The 17,151-nt window shown below is 40.2% G+C and carries 17 protein-coding genes; 5 read left to right on the plus strand and 12 right to left on the minus strand.

The genetic code is table 11. The features are described 5' to 3' along the window. Nucleotides 1-87: 87 nt before the first annotated feature. Nucleotides 88-1,266 carry a GNAT family N-acetyltransferase gene (gene eis, locus RMY00_RS08840; protein ID WP_322647179.1) on the minus strand — a complete coding sequence of 393 codons (1,179 nt, stop codon included), beginning with the start codon at nucleotides 1,264-1,266 and terminating at the stop codon, nucleotides 88-90. A gap of 52 nt (nucleotides 1,267-1,318) precedes the next feature. On the opposite strand from eis, the gene RMY00_RS08845 reads away from it, so the two are divergent. The 3 genes from RMY00_RS08845 to ptsP all read left to right on the plus strand — a co-directional run bounded on the left by RMY00_RS08845 (nucleotide 1,319) and on the right by ptsP (nucleotide 5,534). Beyond that, nucleotides 1,319-1,633 (plus strand): hypothetical protein, encoded by a 315-nt coding sequence (locus RMY00_RS08845; protein WP_322647180.1) that lies wholly within the window; start codon nucleotides 1,319-1,321, stop codon nucleotides 1,631-1,633. A gap of 42 nt (nucleotides 1,634-1,675) precedes the next feature. Next, entirely contained in the window at nucleotides 1,676-2,872 is a 1,197-nt protein-coding gene (locus tag RMY00_RS08850; RefSeq protein ID WP_322647181.1) for a hypothetical protein, read from the plus strand. A gap of 94 nt (nucleotides 2,873-2,966) precedes the next feature. Beyond that, on the plus strand, nucleotides 2,967-5,534 hold the full coding sequence (ptsP, locus tag RMY00_RS08855; protein WP_322647381.1) for a phosphoenolpyruvate--protein phosphotransferase: 2,568 nt from the start codon (nucleotides 2,967-2,969) through the stop codon (nucleotides 5,532-5,534). Here ptsP and RMY00_RS08860 read toward each other — a convergent pair. The 3 genes from RMY00_RS08860 to RMY00_RS08870 all read right to left on the minus strand — a co-directional run bounded on the left by RMY00_RS08860 (nucleotide 5,518) and on the right by RMY00_RS08870 (nucleotide 6,644). Then, entirely contained in the window at nucleotides 5,518-5,835 is a 318-nt protein-coding gene (locus RMY00_RS08860) for a type II toxin-antitoxin system RelE/ParE family toxin (RefSeq protein ID WP_322647182.1), read from the minus strand. The two genes, ptsP and RMY00_RS08860, sit on opposite strands and share 17 nt — an antisense overlap. 2 nt (nucleotides 5,836-5,837) lie before the next feature. Continuing rightward, nucleotides 5,838-6,164 (minus strand): type II toxin-antitoxin system Phd/YefM family antitoxin, encoded by a 327-nt coding sequence (locus tag RMY00_RS08865; RefSeq protein WP_322647183.1) that lies wholly within the window; start codon nucleotides 6,162-6,164, stop codon nucleotides 5,838-5,840. Between the two features lie 90 nt (nucleotides 6,165-6,254). Continuing rightward, nucleotides 6,255-6,644 carry a hypothetical protein gene (locus tag RMY00_RS08870; protein WP_322647184.1) on the minus strand — a complete coding sequence of 130 codons (390 nt, stop codon included), beginning with the start codon at nucleotides 6,642-6,644 and terminating at the stop codon, nucleotides 6,255-6,257. A gap of 107 nt (nucleotides 6,645-6,751) precedes the next feature. Between RMY00_RS08870 and RMY00_RS08875 the strand changes: the two genes are divergently transcribed. Further along, nucleotides 6,752-7,054 (plus strand): hypothetical protein, encoded by a 303-nt coding sequence (locus tag RMY00_RS08875; RefSeq protein WP_322647185.1) that lies wholly within the window; start codon nucleotides 6,752-6,754, stop codon nucleotides 7,052-7,054. A gap of 77 nt (nucleotides 7,055-7,131) precedes the next feature. Here RMY00_RS08875 and RMY00_RS08880 read toward each other — a convergent pair whose 3' ends face one another. The 4 genes from RMY00_RS08880 to RMY00_RS08895 form a co-directional block, all read right to left on the minus strand. Beyond that, nucleotides 7,132-7,428 (minus strand): hypothetical protein, encoded by a 297-nt coding sequence (locus tag RMY00_RS08880; RefSeq protein WP_229553069.1) that lies wholly within the window; start codon nucleotides 7,426-7,428, stop codon nucleotides 7,132-7,134. Between the two features lie 180 nt (nucleotides 7,429-7,608). Continuing rightward, nucleotides 7,609-9,702: a TonB-dependent receptor gene (locus RMY00_RS08885; RefSeq protein ID WP_322647186.1), complete on the minus strand. Its 2,094-nt coding sequence runs from the start codon at nucleotides 9,700-9,702 to the stop codon at nucleotides 7,609-7,611. Nucleotides 9,703-9,918: 216 nt separating this feature from the next. Then, nucleotides 9,919-10,464, minus strand: a complete 546-nt coding sequence (locus RMY00_RS08890) for a hypothetical protein (RefSeq protein WP_322647187.1) — start codon at nucleotides 10,462-10,464, stop codon at nucleotides 9,919-9,921. A 12-nt stretch (nucleotides 10,465-10,476) separates the two neighbouring features. Then, the gene (locus RMY00_RS08895) at nucleotides 10,477-11,346 is read right to left on the minus strand and encodes a hypothetical protein (RefSeq protein ID WP_322647188.1); all 870 of its coding nucleotides are present in this window, start codon (nucleotides 11,344-11,346) and stop codon (nucleotides 10,477-10,479) included. A gap of 321 nt (nucleotides 11,347-11,667) precedes the next feature. Between RMY00_RS08895 and RMY00_RS08900 the strand changes: the two genes are divergently transcribed. Next, nucleotides 11,668-12,375, plus strand: coding sequence for a Uma2 family endonuclease (locus tag RMY00_RS08900; protein ID WP_322647189.1), 708 nt, complete (start codon nucleotides 11,668-11,670; stop codon nucleotides 12,373-12,375). Between the two features lie 11 nt (nucleotides 12,376-12,386). On the opposite strand, the gene RMY00_RS08905 is transcribed toward RMY00_RS08900, so the two are convergent. The 4 genes from RMY00_RS08905 to RMY00_RS08920 form a co-directional block, all read right to left on the minus strand. Then, complete coding sequence (locus RMY00_RS08905) at nucleotides 12,387-13,310, minus strand: tetratricopeptide repeat protein (RefSeq protein WP_322647190.1); 924 nt, start codon at nucleotides 13,308-13,310, stop codon at nucleotides 12,387-12,389. Nucleotides 13,311-13,499: 189 nt separating this feature from the next. Next, nucleotides 13,500-13,835 (minus strand): cytochrome c6 PetJ, encoded by a 336-nt coding sequence (gene petJ / locus RMY00_RS08910; protein WP_109008433.1) that lies wholly within the window; start codon nucleotides 13,833-13,835, stop codon nucleotides 13,500-13,502. A 430-nt stretch (nucleotides 13,836-14,265) separates the two neighbouring features. Next, on the minus strand, nucleotides 14,266-14,772 hold the full coding sequence (locus RMY00_RS08915; RefSeq protein WP_322647191.1) for a GNAT family N-acetyltransferase: 507 nt from the start codon (nucleotides 14,770-14,772) through the stop codon (nucleotides 14,266-14,268). A 453-nt stretch (nucleotides 14,773-15,225) separates the two neighbouring features. After that, on the minus strand, nucleotides 15,226-16,398 hold the full coding sequence (locus tag RMY00_RS08920) for an RpoD/SigA family RNA polymerase sigma factor (protein ID WP_322647192.1): 1,173 nt from the start codon (nucleotides 16,396-16,398) through the stop codon (nucleotides 15,226-15,228). Nucleotides 16,399-17,151: the final 753 nt, after the last annotated feature.

The following is a 17,151-nucleotide window of genomic DNA, read 5'->3' on the forward strand; positions in this document are numbered from 1 at the left end:
AAAACAATACAAAATAACTTTTGCAACTTTTGCTTTCCACCTTTTGTTGTTACAATATGGCGTGGAAACCCCCACTCTCTACTCACATTAAAAAAAATCAGCTACCCAAGGAGAACTACCTGCAAATATTTGCGTAGCTGCTGAAATAGCTGTTTCTGTCCCATGCAGTTTTCCGGTTATTTGCAAATGGTAAGGTGTGAACAAACTTGTATATATTGGTGCTAGTTCTCGGATATCTAACTGCAACTCACCTTTTCCACCTCTGGTAACTTTACCGCGTCCATTGGCAACAGAAAGAATGAATTTACCATTGTTTGCATCTAACAAATTATCTTGAATATCTAAGTGCAGTTCAGCTTGAATTGCCGATGGATAACCCCGCATCTCTAGTGCCTTGACTACATCTACTACCCGCAGCATCCAACGCATTGTATTCCTAAGTTTGGCAGTTTGCTCTGGTAGCAGCAATGTCAAATAATCAATTGCAGAACCCCTCCATCGCACTTGCTCAATTTGGGAGCGATGACTGGCAAGAAAAGACCAGAATGTTTGTGCAGCCGCAACTGTAAGAACTACCCAATCTTTTATCCGCAGGATTGTACCATCCTCTTTTGAATGTTGGCTAAAGAGGATGTAGCCTTCGGGTTTCTCTTTAGTACCGATAAAATATGCGTAAAATCTTTCCTTCTCATCTGGCTGAATTAAGCGCTCCCAGATTGCGGGATGTCGGTCTAAATATCCATGCGTTAATCTGGCCTGCTGCTGATATAGTTCATGAAAGACTTGATGATTGATTGGCACTATTGGTTGCAAAGGTAGGGGTTGCTCTCGTATTTGGATACTTTTAGTCGGAACTTCCCAATTACACCAGCTACCCCCCTGCTCATACCCAACTTTTCGATATAAGCTTTGAACTGCTGGATAAAGAGCAGAGAGCGGTATACCTCTAGCATAAAGTTCTTTGAGGGTGTGCTGCATGAGAGCGATCGCAGCTCCCGAACCGCGATACTCTGGAGCAATGCCCACTACGGCAATTCCTGTCATTGGTACACGCACACCACCCCACCATTGGCCCATATCCAGAGTTGCCAATCCACCAATTAATTGTTCTGACTCACGGATAATGCGGAAGTTTTCTACGCCAAGCAGATTAATGTAAGCTTCCTCGCCACCAAGTCCACTGATGAAACACTGCTCAAAGATACTCGCAAGCTGCTGGATATCCTGGGGATGGGCAAGAGTGCTGTATTCAAATTTAGGCGTCATCTCTTATACCATTAATAATACAAAAGCAAAACTATACTACAACTAAGGTTGCTTGAAATTTGACCTTCTGAGGTTCAACTTTGACCTTCTGAGGCTCGACGTTGACCTTTTGAGGTTCAACTTTGACCTTCTGAGGCTCGACGTTGACCTTCTGAGGCTCAACGTTGACCTTCTGAGGCTCAACTTTGACCTTCTGAGGCTCGACGTTGACCTTTTGAGGCTCGACGTTGACCTTTTGAGGCTCAACTTTGACCTTTTGAGGCTCAACTTTGACCTTCTGAGGCTCGACTTTGACCTTTTGAGGCTCAACTTTGACCTTCTGAGGCTCAAACTTGGACTTCAAAACCTGGGTAATATCAAAATCTAGATTATAATTCCTGAGAAATATTTTTGCCTCAACAAAATACCAATGAATGTTGTCATCAATTTATTGCTTTTTTTACTGCCAATTCTGAGTAGCCTTTGGATTGCTCAAAGTTTCAACCCTCTATCTTCTTATCAGACTCTTCAAACCATAGACGGGGCAGCTATATATAAAAAAGAATTAACAAATGGTAACGAAGTATATTTACAAGTTATTGATCTTCGCAAAATGCAAATAGACCAAATTACCGGAGAGGTAGATAATATGGGTCTAAATGAAGGTAAATATTATAAAGGCGAAGGTGGACATTACAGCCCTTTTTTCAAAACCAAGTTGTTCTCGGAAGTAACAGACGAATATAAGAATCTTTATGCAAACAATGTTTTTTCGATGATTAATTGTTCTTTTTTTGAACAATATGAATCTAGTTCTCAATTATCCTTTCCAATTAAACTCAATGGTGTAGTTATCAGTGGCGGCACTAGCCCTTATGGCCCAATTAAGCAACCAAAAGATAAATATTATAGTAATATTCACCTGAAAGCTCTAGTCTGGAACAGTAAGCAGGCATACATTACCGATTATGACCAGGTTAGCGGTTCGCCTCTCAACCAAAACGCAGTGAAGAATGCAATCGTCACTTACCGATACAGCGATCATCCGGCGAAAATATTAGCCCAAAATCAAGCGAATAAGTATCAAGTCATGGGTACTCTGAACAAAGATGGTGTTAAGGGTGACGAGCTTTTGTTAATTATGACGGTAAACCAAGCAACTCTGGATGAGGCAGCCGATTTATTACGGAAATTAGGAGTTAAAGGGGATATCATTACCGTTGATGGGGGGAGATCAACTTATTTATTTAATTCCCAGAGCGGAAATATTATTGTTCCACAACTGTCTAATTCACAAGAAAATTCTGCCTTCCGAGACTTACCTCATTATTTGGGACTCCGTAAGAAAACTAAAAATCAGGTTGCACCAAAAATATTGATCAGTCAGCCAGTGAATAAAGTACTTGCAAAAAAAGATCAGCCTTATTTAATATTGTGGCGGGATAATCTTAACGGCGATGTCTCGATTAAGTTGTACGATGGAAACAAACTTATCCAAAACATTTCTTCCCGTACCGCTAGCGATGGAGTTTATGAATGGACACCACGTATTTCTGTAAAAGAAGGCTATTTTATTCGGATTTCTAGCTGGAAAGACCGGAATATTTTTGGGCAGTTGCAACTGTAATCAAAATAAACACTGTTTTTAGCGGTGCGGAATGGGAAAATGAAATGGATAACTAGCTAAACGCAAACCTCTCAACAAGTTTGGCGGTGTGGCAGTGATCGGAATTGTTATCGTTTCTCACAGTAAACAACTAGCTCTAGGTGTGCGGGAACTCGCCGCGCAAATGGTTCAGGGCCAAGTCTCTATAGCTGTTGCAGCAGGTATTGAAGATCCAGAAAATCCACTGGGTACAGATTCCATCCAGGTTTATGAAGCGATCGCTTCTGTTTTTTCTGATGATGGTGTCCTGGTATTAATGGATTTGGGTAGTGCTTTGCTGAGTGCAGAAATGGCAATAGAGTTTTTGCCAGAAGCACAGCAGCAAAAAGTGTATTTGTGTGAAGCACCTCTAGTAGAAGGTGCGATCGCTGCTGTGGTAGCTGCGGCGGCTGGTAGGAATATTCACCAAGTCATGGCGGAAGCACGCGGCGCACTCTTAGCAAAAGCAACTCAATTGGGCGTAGTTAGTAGGCCGTTGTCACTTGTCCACAATACCCCAACAACTAATGTAGAATCATCAACGCGAGAAATCAGGGTAATAGTGAGCAATCGCTTAGGATTACACGCCCGTCCCGCAGCGCAGTTTGTGACAACCGCAGTCCGGTTTCAATCCCAAATTTTGGTGCAGAATTTAACGAGAAATACTGAGCTTGTTAGGGGTGACAGTATTAACCAAGTTACAACTTTAGGGGTGCGTCAAGGACACGAATTGCTGATTACTGCTACTGGTGCTGATGCAGATGAAGCACTGGAAGCATTACAGGGATTATTCGCAAATAATTTTGGTGAGGCAGCCCGGTCTTGTTGTTCCAACAAAGAGGGACTGCCGAACCCGGAGGGTGAAGATAATGTTGCTTTGAATTCTCCACCAACATTGCACCATGAAGTGACACCAGCAACTCACGGCGAACTTTCGGGAATTGCTGCTTCTGCTGGAGTTGCGATCGCACCTGTTGTTCATTATCAACCCACACACATTTCGATTACAGAATACCACGTAGATGAACCTGATGCAGAGTGGCAAAGAGTACAGGCAGCAATCCACACCGCCAAACAAGAAATCCAAGCAGTTTTTTCCCAAGCTTCTCTGCAAATTGGTGACGCGGAAGCCGCTATTTTCGATGCCCAATTACTATTTTTAGAAGATCCAGTACTGTTGGAAGCGGCTAAAGAGCGCATTTTTGAACACCATATAAATGCTGAAGCCGCTTGGCAAGCCGTAGTCGATAAAGTAGCGACTTCCTACCGCACACTGGAGGATTCTTATCTGCAAGAGCGAGTTGACGATGTTGTGGATGTCGGGCAAAGGGTGCTGCGATTATTAGCTGGGAATGCCCCTGCTAACCTGCATCTTGAAGAACCTGCAATTTTGGTGGCAACTGATTTAACTCCCTCGGATACCGCAAGACTAGATCCGACAAAGGTATTAGGTATTTGTACAACTTCAGGTAGTGCTACATCTCACAGCGCAATTATCGCCCGAACATTAGGTATTCCGGCAGTTCTGGGAGTAGATGCCCAGGTGTTGCACTTGGCAGATGGTACACTTATGGCACTTGATGGTGAAAGTGGTAAAGCTTGGGTAGAACCAGAATCACATATCCTAGATTTACTGGCAGCAAAGCAAGAAGCTTGGCAAACTGCCCAACAAGAAGCACGAGCTACAGCACATCAGCCAGCAATTACTCGTGATGGTCGGCAAGTTAGCGTATTCGCCAATATTGGTAGTATTAATGATGTTCAAGTTGCGGTAGCTAGCGGTGCAGAAGGTGTGGGACTACTCCGCACAGAGTTTCTTTATCTAGATAGGACAAGCGCCCCCACTGAAGAAGAACAACTAGAAGTGTATCAGGCGATCGCTCAAGTTTTAGATAATCGTCCGCTAATTATTCGTACCTTAGATGTAGGTGGTGATAAGCCACTTCCTTATCTGAGAGTAGGGTTTCCCGAAGCTAACCCTTTCTTAGGTTGGCGGGGAATTCGTTTCTGTTTGGATCATTTGGATTTGTTCAAAACTCAGTTACGGGCAATTTTGAGAGCTAGTGTAGGACACCAAATTAAAATTATGTTGCCGATGATTGCTAGTGTAACTGAGGTACGCGCAGCTAAAGTAATTTTGGGTGAAGTGCAGGCTGAACTAAATCAAGCTGGTATTTCTTTTGATGCAGCGATGAAAGTAGGAATTATGGTAGAGGTTCCGGCAGCAGTTGCGATCGCAGATAAGTTGGCTGCTGAAGTAGACTTCTTTAGTATAGGGACTAACGATCTGAGTCAGTACGTCATGGCTAGCGATCGTACTAATCCCCGCGTGGCAAATTTAGTTGATGCGCTACATCCAGCCGTGTTAAGAATGGTGCAGCAAACAATCCAAGCTGCTCATGCGGCGGGAATTTCGGTAGGATTATGTGGAGAATTGGCAGCAGATACTTTAGCAACACCAATTTTATTAGGTTTAGGGCTGGATGAATTGAGCGTGAATCCTCAAAGTATACCTGGAGTGAAACAGGCGATCGCTCGGTTTAGTATAGTTGAAAGTGAAGCGATCGTGGCATCAGCATTACAACAAGATTCCGCAGAGCATGTTAGAGAACTAATGTCAACTTCAGTTATTCCCCCGGCGTAAATTCGGTGTCTTGAGCAAATATCTTCTCAATATCCCGCGCCCCATGCAAGACACGCATAATTTCAATGCCTCCCTCAACCGTGCGGTAAAAGATGACATAATTTCCAGAAGGAAAGCTCCTGATACCTTCCCCTAACTCAGGGCGGTTACGGCCAATTCCAGGCATAGCAGCAAGTTTCCGAAATAATTCGGTAAAGCGGTTAAGTAATCGTCCCACTATTGCCAGGTCATCCGCAGCTATGTATTCATAGATGTTATCAAGGTCGCTGACTGCTAACGGCGTAAAAGTGTAATAGCTCATTATCAAGTATCAGTCAAAGCAGCTTGATAGCGAGCCTGGAGCCTTGCCATCACTTCTTCCCCGTTTAATAGTTCGCCTCTGTCAGCTTGGTCAATACCCTTTTGAATTTCCTGTTGCAAGCTTTTTAACTTCAATTGGTTTAGTTCCTCTTCAAGCTGCTGCAATCTATTAAGCGTCTCCTGGAAAGTACGAGCATCTTGAACCACCACTGCTGCTTCACCATTCACCGTTAAAACCAGTGGAGCTTTCGTTTCCTTGATTTGCTCAACATAGTTGCTGGCATTGCGCCGGAAGTCCGTTAACGAGTGGATATTTTCAAGGTTAACCATACTAGCACCTAATTAAGTACCTGATTCGATACTATTTTCTTTTGTCCTACGCGTCAACAAAAAAACCACTTGATGGTTTATCAGCACTGTTTAAAATCTGATTCCCAGTTGTCCGTTAAACCCACGAATTGAATTGTAACCAGCACCAACAAAAACGTTATTAGTAGCACTTACCTGAACGCCACCTGAAACTGCAACACCTTTATCTTCTGAATAAAGTCCAACTCCTACATAAGGTGAAATTACAGGCAAGCTAATAAATTTTAAAACATCTACTCCTGTAGCACCATCAGGGCCAGTTCCTAGCTCAACTCCAAAATTTAAAGCCCTAGCTCCTACAGCATAAGTTACATCACCATCTTTTCCACCGACTGAAACCCAAGGTTGCGGTATAAGTTGAGCCGATGCTTGACTTGGGGTAAATAAAGCTAATAAACATATAGGTGTAAGTAATGTTTTAGCAATAATCGTTATTTTCACGTTATTTTCTTCCACTAACTAGTGTATTTTAATTGTCTTCTCACAACTGCCCTTACTTCAACCAAAGTTTGGGCATGATGGCTCGTGACGGATTAAACTTCATTTGAGTGCCCGATGAGTGCAATCATTATTTTAGTCATGTAATATTAGTTACAGCAGGAGACGTGATCGCTCAACAAGCAAATGCTGTCGCCAAACAAGCAAATGCTGTCGTTCAACAAGCAAATGCGATCGCCGAACAAGCAAATGCGATCGCTCAACAAGCAAATGCGATCGCTCAACAAGCAAATGCGATCGCCGAACAAGCAAATGGTGTCGCTCAACAAGCAAATGCGATCGCCAAACAAGCAAATGCTGTCGCTCAACAAGCAAATGCTGTCGCTCAACAAGCAAATGCGATCGCTTTATGAAGTATTAAACTTCCATCTGAAACACTTATCTGCATCGCGCATATTTTACATATTTTTTGATACTCACGGTAGCAACCCTACTCAAAAGTGGATACATCTCGCAGTAAACTAGGAATTTCCCCTTGAGATAAAGGAAACTCCAGTAAGGTTTCTCTAAGACCCAAATACCCAGATTCAGCAAACGACAAAAGCATTCGTGAAAGCGCTAGCCAAACCTCCGGTTCGTATTCCCAATCACGATAACGCGAAGCTTTACCAGCAATTGAACGTAGCGCCCAGAAATAAGAGTTCCGCACCACCGAACCACCCTTCTTAAACTCTGGTAAATCTTCGTGGTGAATAAAAAGTATTTGATTTTCAATTTTAGCTCTCATGTAAATTTTATATTTTAGAATCGTAGGTTGGGTTGAACGAAGTGAAACCCAACAAAGCGCCGAAAATATTGGGTTTTGTTCCTCAACCCAACTACGCAGTTTATGGTTTTTGACGCTAACTGAATTGTATTGCATAATAATGTAGAGATTTTGTCATTGCAAAATCTCTACATTTAATACCTAAAAATTAGCGCTTAAACCCAGACGAAAAGTGAATCCAGGGCTGTATATGCGATTAACTCGCTCATATTGCTCACCGAGGAGATTTTCTAAATAGACTGTTAATCCTAAATTGGTAGTTAAAGGTATACGACCAGTCAAATCTAAATTTACGAAAGATGGTGCAAAATCTGTAGGCTTGTCAGTAGAGTTAGCGAAGATGGATCTACGAGCGCCACTATTGTAGGTAACATACAAGTTAGCCTGCCATCCCGCATTTTCATAACCTACACCAGTTTGAAGTACAGAGTAGGGAATTAAACCTAACTGTAAACCTCTCTCTGTACCTGTTTTTATTTGAGCATCTGTATAAGTATAGTTGAGGAAAGTTGACCAGCCTGAAGCAATTCTTAATTGCAAAGCTGCTTCTAAACCATTGGTATCTACTAATCCAATGTTTTCCCATCTTCCAGCGATGACTCCCAAGCGATCGCCTATACTACTACCAAAGTAAGTAAACTGTCCAATTAGATTTTGAGAAAAATTTACATCTACTCCCGCACTCCAAGTAGAGCCAGTTTCCGGTCTTAAATCAGGATTAGGTCTCCAACTATGAACTGTATCATAAACATACAACTGATCTAACCCAGGATTGCGTTGTGCCCCTGCCCAACTTCCACGCACTGCTACTATTGGTGTGACAGCATAACGTAACCCAACACTAGGGTTGAGATAATTTCCAAACTGGCTATCAAAGGTTTGCCTTAGCCCTAAATCTATCAGAAAATTATCGCTAATATTCCAAGTATTGACAGCAAATAAAGCTGTATTGAACAAACTCCGATCTTCCTTTTCATTTTCAGCAATACTATTAGGATTTGTACTAAAAACATCACCGATTAAATCAGTGTTTTTCAAATCTAATCCCCAGCGCAATTTATTATTATAAGTTATTCTCCACTCATGATCTACTCTGGCTGTGAGTTGTTGTGTATCTAAAGACCCTCTACGATAAAATGATACTCCTGTAGGGCCATAAGTACTAAAATAATCTTGGTTATAACCAATTGATGTTGTAAGATTAGAGCTTTCTCCATTACCTAGTCGAGTTTTCCAAGATAAGCCAACATTTAAACCATCGTGGTCTAATCTATCTCTTTGCAGAGGGAAACCAAAATAAATTAAGCCGCGACGACTGCTGAGTGCAGTAACATCTAAATTCAAAGAATTTTTCTTATCTAAATCTACTCCAATACTACTAAAATAGGTACTTGTAGCTGTGTCTGCATTGAATAAAAATCCTTGTTCATCACGATTAGCAGCACCTACAGGGACGCGGTAACGATTATCTGTAAAGAATCTTTCAAAGCTAAAGTTGTATTTGACATTATCAGATGAACCACCATAGGTTACTTGTTGATTATTTAAACTTAATGAGCCAAATTCTGTACTAGCACTCAATTTAGGTTTGCCATAACCTTCCTTGGTGATAATATTTACAACTCCTCCAAAAGTTGAAGAACCATATAAAGCGGAGGCTGTGCCACTATATAATTCTACTCGTTCAATAGCCTCTACAGGAATGCTATTTAGGTCAGTTCCACCATGATAAGTGTTGACATTATTGTTAATTGGTCTGCCATTAATCAAAAATACAGACTGATTAATTGAGGCTCCCCTATAGTATGTACCTGTGTGAATATCTGCACCATGACCTACATCATTGATAGCAAAACCAGGCATTCTTTTTAAAATATCAGCTAAACTTGTAGCGCCTTGCTTTTGAATTTCTTCTTTATCAATTACGTAAGTTGGAGTAGATTGAGGTAAGTTGTCTGGTTCTGCGATGACTTCTATAGAAATGTCTGCATCATCGCTCGGAGTTTGCTCTGTTTCTGGCTGATCTGGATTAACTTCACTCGGTGCAGATTGTTGAGTTAATAATTCAGCATTAGTGACGGGTAGCTCAATTTCACTCAAACTCGGAATATCTAAAATAATTTCGGTTGATTCATCAGTATTTATTTGCTCAATTTCACTTTCAGCAGCAAAGCCAGGAGACGCTATCAGTAAACTCGGTAAAGCAACTGTTAGCAACAAAAAATCCTTTTTCACGTTCTCTTTCACACCAACTAAAAATAGCCACCACGCAGTATTGTTGCTGTAAGAGTAAAATCATGTCAAAAGACACGCTGTCATATTTCTACGGTTAGATTCCCGATTTCTCTGAGAGTTCGGGTAATTTTGTTGTTCAAAAATGATTAAGTAGGGCTATAGTAGTTTGTAATTGCGTGAATTATGTCCAATTTTTATAGATACAACTTTATAGTTTTAAAAACAATTTTTACTCGCAAGTCTAATGAGAAAACGCAGAGCTTCATTTACTGCTTCCGAATTGGGAAACATTTCTGCAACATCAGGTTCTAAAAAAATTATCAATTTTTCAATATTATTGGAATTATCTTCAAAATTATTTGTATAAATCTGATTTGATTGAGTTTTATGTTGTTTTATACTGATTTGATAAGATGGAGCATTTAATTTATTAGCAAGTGATTCCCAACTACTAACTTTCAGGTTAAAGTGAGCCTTTGCATTCCGTAATGTTTTAAACTGTTGCTTTAGAATATCAATAGTATAAATATGCTTTTGAGATACCTGGCTTTCTAGATTAAGGTCTGACTCAACCATATCAACTACTTCAGTAATAAGTCGATCATGATTTTCGGCAATTTGAGCAGCAGCCCCTAAAATTTTAGAAGTTACTTTTATTTGTATATCAGTCTCTTGTTTAAGGCGATCGGCAATACTGCGAATTTGATCTCCCAACCTCGCTTTACCTTGTTTTTGCGTCGTTGGGAGTGATTTTTTACTCATGAGTATGCTTATTTATTCAGAAAGTATATCTTTAATAGCCAGCCAGATGCGTTTAAACTTTTGTACCAAACCCATAGGATTGTTGGTTGTTTCTTCTTCTACCGAATCAACTAGAGATTGAATCCGATCCATACGCTCTGCTACAACGTAAAGACTGTTTACTGCTTCATCTTTACTTTCTAACGATTCACGCAGTAAAACAACCATCTGGGCAATTTCCCGTTTTAGTCGTTCATTCTCGGTTTTCCGGCGAGTTTCCCAGCCCTTAATACTAGCTTTGGAACGTCGCTCATGCTTGAGTTCTGCTTTAGTTTCATTGTATAAACCTAAATACATTTCTCGTTCAGAGTTTACTACCTCATATTTGGTAAGTAATTCAGTCCCCCTCGCTTTTTCTTCGTTATAGAGGCATAGCGTTTGTTGATGACTTTGTTGTTCATCAACATAGAACTGATAATTTAGAGTGGCTCGCTCTTTTAGCTCATTAGCTTCGAGTTGGCAAGTTTGGATCTCTTGCTGGTGAGCATGAACTAGCTGGGATATTTTCGCTTTTTCTTCGTTGTAAAGGTAGAGCGTCTTTTGATGATTTTCTTGCTCATCAATATAAAAGCGAGAATTTTGAGCGATACGCTCTTTTAGATCATTAGCCTCGATTTGGTAAGTTTGAATCTTTTGCTGAACATGAACTAGCTGTGATGCAGCTTCTTTTGCACGTTGTTCTGCTTCATCGCGTTGAGATGCAACTTCTGCAAAATTGGCGCGAACAGTCATCAATGAAAGTTTAAGCTCATGATAAGAAACTGGTTCTTTCTGCCGTGAGCGAGGATGATTAACAGCATTGTCATAATTAGAATCTTTCCGATCTCCTCTCTTCATTGTCATAGTTTAAGTTCCTATATGAACATTTGTCATATTGAAGTATAAATATTGACTTTAGCCGAGATGAATTAATTTAAGTGTGATCTCGGTTCTACTGGTAATATGATCTCAATCTGTCTTGAAATATCTTTTATTCTGTCTCAAGCGCTCAAATTCCCAGACGTGCGCTCTCCAAGTGGTAAAGATATTCGGCTTCATAAGCAAGCTAGGCTCCAAAAGGTGAAAGGGAATAAGCTTCAAAGTCCCTTACCTTGTAGCAATTACGAATTACGTTAGCATTGAGAAAATTGGAAGCTTTGCAAACACAATAGAAGACAATAAATTATGGTTCAAACTTTACGCAAACTAGTTACATTCGATGAATTCGTTGCTAAATATCCTGACAACACTGGAAAACGTTATGAATTACATGATGGAGTAATAGTTGAAATGTCCCAACCAACAGGCGACCATGAAGAGGTAGTTGGATTTTTAGCCTTTGAAGTTACTAGAGAGTGTATTCGTTTAAATCTCCCCTACTTCATACCCAAAACGGCATTAGTCAAACCGCCTGAAAATGAATCTGCTTACTCACCAGATGTGCTGATATTAAATCGCCCCAATTTTATAAATGAACCTCTGTGGAGAAAAGAATCTACTGTAAGCCAAGCAGAATCAATACCTTTAGTAGTTGAGGTAGTGAGTCAGTGCGTTGCGCGGGTTCCCCGCGTTGAAGCATCTGACGAACCCGTAAGGGTGAGTAGCAATTGGCGTGATGATTATTTAAAAAAAGCTGCTGATTATGAGGCTGTAGGCATTCCAGAATACTGGATTGTAGACTATGCGGCTTTAGGCGGTAGGCGATTTATTGGCAACCCGAAACAACCAACTGTTTCGCTCTACACCTTAGTTGATGGAGAATACCAAGTCAGCCAGTTTCGAGGTAGCGATGCCTGCGGCAACCCCTCCGGGGAACGCATTATCTCACCTCTGTTCCCCGAATTAAATTTAACCCCCGAACAGATTTTTCAAGCTGGTGGATACCCTGTATAACTCTTACAGTATTAGAAAAGAGCGATTTCCGTTATAGACGAAATTTGTTGTCGCAAACTCTTCAGTAAATCTAAAGTTTTTTCGTAGGCAACTTTTTTTCCTTGCTGTTCATAGTATTCAGATGCTTTTTGTAAATCAGACATCGCTCCTAAATGATATCCTAAGCGATAGTTAGCTACTCCTCGATTAACATAAGCTTGGGCATTACTTGGGTTAAGTCTGATGACTTGAGAAAAATCACGTACTGCACCAAAATTATCTCCATTTCTGCCGCAAGCACAAGCCCGGTTAAAGTAAGCTCTATAATCATTAGCATTGAAACGAATTGCTAAATTAAAGTCGAGCATGGCTGCTTGGATATCTTGCAAGGCAAAATGCGCTAAACCTCTGTCATTATAGATATCTGCAAGCATTAAACTGCTGATTGGGGGAATTTGAGTTAAAGCTAAATTAAAGTCAAGAATTGCCTCCGAGTCTTTCCCATCCCCAGCACGGGCTAACCCTCGGTTGTAGTAAGCTCGAAAATCGGATGGCTTAAGTGCGATCGCTCGATTAAGATCGACAATGGCAGCTGGATAATCCCCTTGTCTGTAGTGTGCTACTCCCCGGTTTAGATAAGCCTCTGAGTTATCCGGTGCAAAATTTATGGCTTGAGTACAATCTGTAACAGCTTGCTGGTAATCTTGTAATTGGAGATAAGCCAGACAGCGATCGCTATAAGCTACAGCAAAATCTTTCTCAACATCAATTGCCTGGTTAAAATTCTCTATAGCTTCCTGGTAATTACCCTGCCGCATCTTATCTACACCCAATTCTAAGAAGTGATTTGCTGTAATTTCGGTAATTAAGATGGGTGCTGAATGTGCAGATAAAGTCAGGAAAGTAAGCGGTAAAACAATAACTACACTGAGAAATAATCGCCACAAATAACTCATAATACCAAATGAGGATAGGGAGTATTGTTTGATATTCTTGGAACAGTCTTTTTGTAAAAACCTTAATCCAAAATTCAAAATCTAAAATCCAAAATTGGTATATGCATCCTATTTAACAACTTCGGCAACCTTAAAATTAGCGGGACAAAAAGCCCCGCAAATTCTTAATTATTGAAGTTAGATTTTAGTCTACTTCCAGTCCTTATCTGCTTGTGAAAGCACATAGGCTGTTACATCTTCAATCTGGTTAGCTTTTAAACGGCTACCGAAAGCAGGCATGGCATTTTTACCTTTTGTAACTTGGGCGATAATCGCCTCTGCTGAGTACATACCATACTTTTCTAAAGCTTCTTTCTTCAGGTTCTTCGGAGCTTGAACCAAATTTTTACCTCCCGCATGACAAGAGGCACAATTAGCACTAAATACTTTAGCTCCACTAACAGCATCTGCTGCCAAAGCTGGACTACTGAAGGCAAAGGTGAAGATTGCTATGCCTAACAGCATCACTGTAATAATTTTTTTCATGTCGTGTTCTGTCTCTCTCCAATAACAGCTTATTCGCTACGATATCCTTCATAATTGTCAGTTGATGTGCTGCTATAGTCAAATGACAAGCTGTCAAACTTCGCTATCAAGTTTTTTGATACTGCACTAAACCCTCTTAACTTTTTCTTTCTTTGTGTTCTTTGCGTCCTTTGTGGTTCGTTTTTCTTTCTTGTATTTAAGTATGGTTTAAATTATCCAAAGAAATGTAGACGCAAAGCGGCTTGCCGCAGGTTACTACAGAGACACAGAAAACACAGAGTAATAAGAAAAAGAGAGTTTTTCCGCTACTTTTTTGAGTATTTTTTATTTGGAAGTTCCTTAAAAATAAGGACTAAAGTCCTTATTACAAACTGCTTACCGCTATTATTAGGAATTACGTTAGCAAGGTAAGAGCATCATTCTCAATTTATCAATTGTGAATTATTTGAACAGCCCCTAACTGAGTAAGCGCATCTCCTGTAACACGACAAATTCGCCAATCATCTAATATAGATGCTCCCATACTACGGTAGAATTCTTGGGCTGATTCGTTCCAATCCAGCACACTCCACTCTAAGCGCCCGCAATCACGTTCTATAGCTATCTGAGCTAATTTAGTCAGGAGAGCCTTACCAATACCTTGCCTACGATATTCTGGTAAAACAAATAAGTCTTCCAAATAAATTCCTGGCTTAGTCAAAAATGTTGAATAATTATGAAAAAATAAGGCAAAACCAACAGCTTGACCCGCAGATTCTGCTAAAATCGCTTCTATATATTTGCGCGATCCAAATAAATGCTCCTTAAGTTCCAAAGCATTGCCAGTGACAGCGTGAGATAATTTCTCATACTCAGCCAGCCCCTGAATTAATTTAAACAGTACGCTGTAATCAGTTGGTTCAGCAAAACGCACAATTAAATTGCTATGCAAAGTCATTAGTCTATAGTCTATAGTTCATAGTCCATAGTTTATAGGCAACTGTGCAAGTTTTTTTGACTAATGATTAAAGAAAAGCCGAAAAAAGGTACAAAACGCCCTGTTTTTGCAATTTGCAAGATCCTAGCTCGCCTTCATTCATTAGGTATCTTGATTTAATAAAGAGCAACTTTTTTAAGGTGTGTTACGGGCATTTGTCCTAGCGAACCTAAAATCTAGGATGGTACGTTATCGCGTACAATAACGCAACACCAGTTGCTACAACGGATAGCGCAGCGTTAGCGAGTCAGACGCTCCTACGTCGCTCTAAGCGAAGCCATGCCGCAGGCTTTACGCTACGCTATCGAGCGTCGGGAACCTCCGCAACGCACTGGCTCTCCTACTAGATTTAAAGTTTTGCACTTTATTTGATCCGTGTTCGTTAAGGAAGCTAATTTAGCTTCGTATATGCAATTAAATCAACCAACCTTTTAAACGTTTGGCTATGTGGGGACGGCGCAATTTTCGCATGGCTTTGCTTTGAATTTGTCGCACTCGCTCACGAGAAAGATTGAACATGTTACCAACTTCTTCTAAAGTACAGGGTTCGCTGGTTGTCAAACCATACCGTAGAGAAATTACATCTTTTTCTCGTGGCGTTAACACGTCACCCAAGACTTCCCAAATCTCCTGACGCATCATGTTTTCATTCATTTTTGCTTCTGGAGACAGGTTATCTTCATCTTCTAGCAAATCCATCAATTCCGTGTCTTCTTCTTTACCGACACGGTGGTTGAGCGAAAGTGCTTGACGGCGTAGCTGTTGTAGCTGGCGTAGTTGTTGCACACTAATTTCTAAAGTTTCTGCCATTTCTCCTTCGGTAGGATTACGACAAAGTTTTTGCTTGAGTTCTCGTTGTGCTTTTTTCAGCTTGTTAAGCTTTTCAACAATATGAATAGGTAGGCGGATTGTCCGCGCATCGTTAGCTATAGCTCTGGTAATCGCTTGTCTAATCCACCAATAGGCGTAAGTCGAAAACTTATATCCTTTATCTGGATCAAACTTTTCTGTAGCGCGATTTAAACCCATTGCTCCTTCTTGAATTAAATCTAGGAAAGGCACTCCCCGATTCAGGTATCGTTTAGCAATAGAAACTACCAATCTAAGATTAGAGCGAATCATTTTGCGTTTCGCTACTCTACCTTGATACAAGCGATTTTCTAATTGCTTTTCCGTCATTTCTAGCTCAGAAGCTACCTCTACCTTGCTAGGTTCCTGTCCTAGTTTTAATTCTAAGGTTGCTTGTAATTCCCTAACTTCTTCTAAAAACCTAACTCGCCGCGCTAACTCTACCTCTTCATCAGCTTTTAGAAGTGGATAACGCGCCATTTCTTTAAAAAACGCGCCGACGGCATCATCATGCTCGGTTTTATTGTATCCCGAAGGACGAGCCGCAGCCATCTCATCCCCATCGCGTTCGTCTGATTCCAGATTTTCTACTACAATTGGAGGCTCTTCATCTGCCACTGCTTCTAAAATATCGAGTAATGGTTCTTCAATATCAGCAGTATTCTCCAGTATTTCCATTTCTCCTAATTCAACAATATTCATAGTTTCCTTTAGGGATTGTTGCTTTGTTTGGTACATAATTTAGTTACAGCTACTCGTTTGAGGCTTGGTAGTTTTCCCTAAGGGACGAATGCACCCGTTTATATAGCTAAATTCAGGCTTATGCTAATTTTTCTTCAGGAATGAAAATCGGCATCTACCTAACACATATACGTTACAGTTAGATACAACCTATAACTAAACTGGCCTTCGCACCCAACAAAACTTTCTTCTCAGGCTCTCAATTGATTATATTCTTCATTTTTTTCTTAATTACCAAATATGTCAAACCCCCTCAAACTTTCTCAACCTTAACAAATATAGGAATCTCAGCTAACCTTCTAAATATCTTAAACTTTCATATATTTTTATAAATATTTTTAATGTTTATCCGTTGGAAATCACAGGATAAATTAAAAACTTGGTGCTGGAGTTATGCATTTCTGATTTCAATTTACCCAGATGAGAGAAATTATAATAATGGCAGTTTAACTTTAAGATATTCTTATTTGTATAAAAGCATCTCATATACAGAAAGGGTTGAATATCTATCGATAGGCGGAAAAAGGCTACTCCCTATTTAGTAGATGGAGCAACTGTTGCAGGAAGGTTTGACATGCTTTTATTTGTATAGTGGGTACCAAATATTTATTGCATGTATAGTTGATACGAATTTGTCTAGTAGATTACATAAGAGGAAACTTATCAAGTATTATGAAGGATAACAGTATTGGGAAATACCATTTAAGTCTAACAAAATAAAAAATTAGACTTAATTAAGCTAGGCTATTT

Source organism: Nostoc sp. ChiVER01 (assembly GCF_034531155.1).
Classification (GTDB): domain Bacteria; phylum Cyanobacteriota; class Cyanobacteriia; order Cyanobacteriales; family Nostocaceae; genus Nostoc.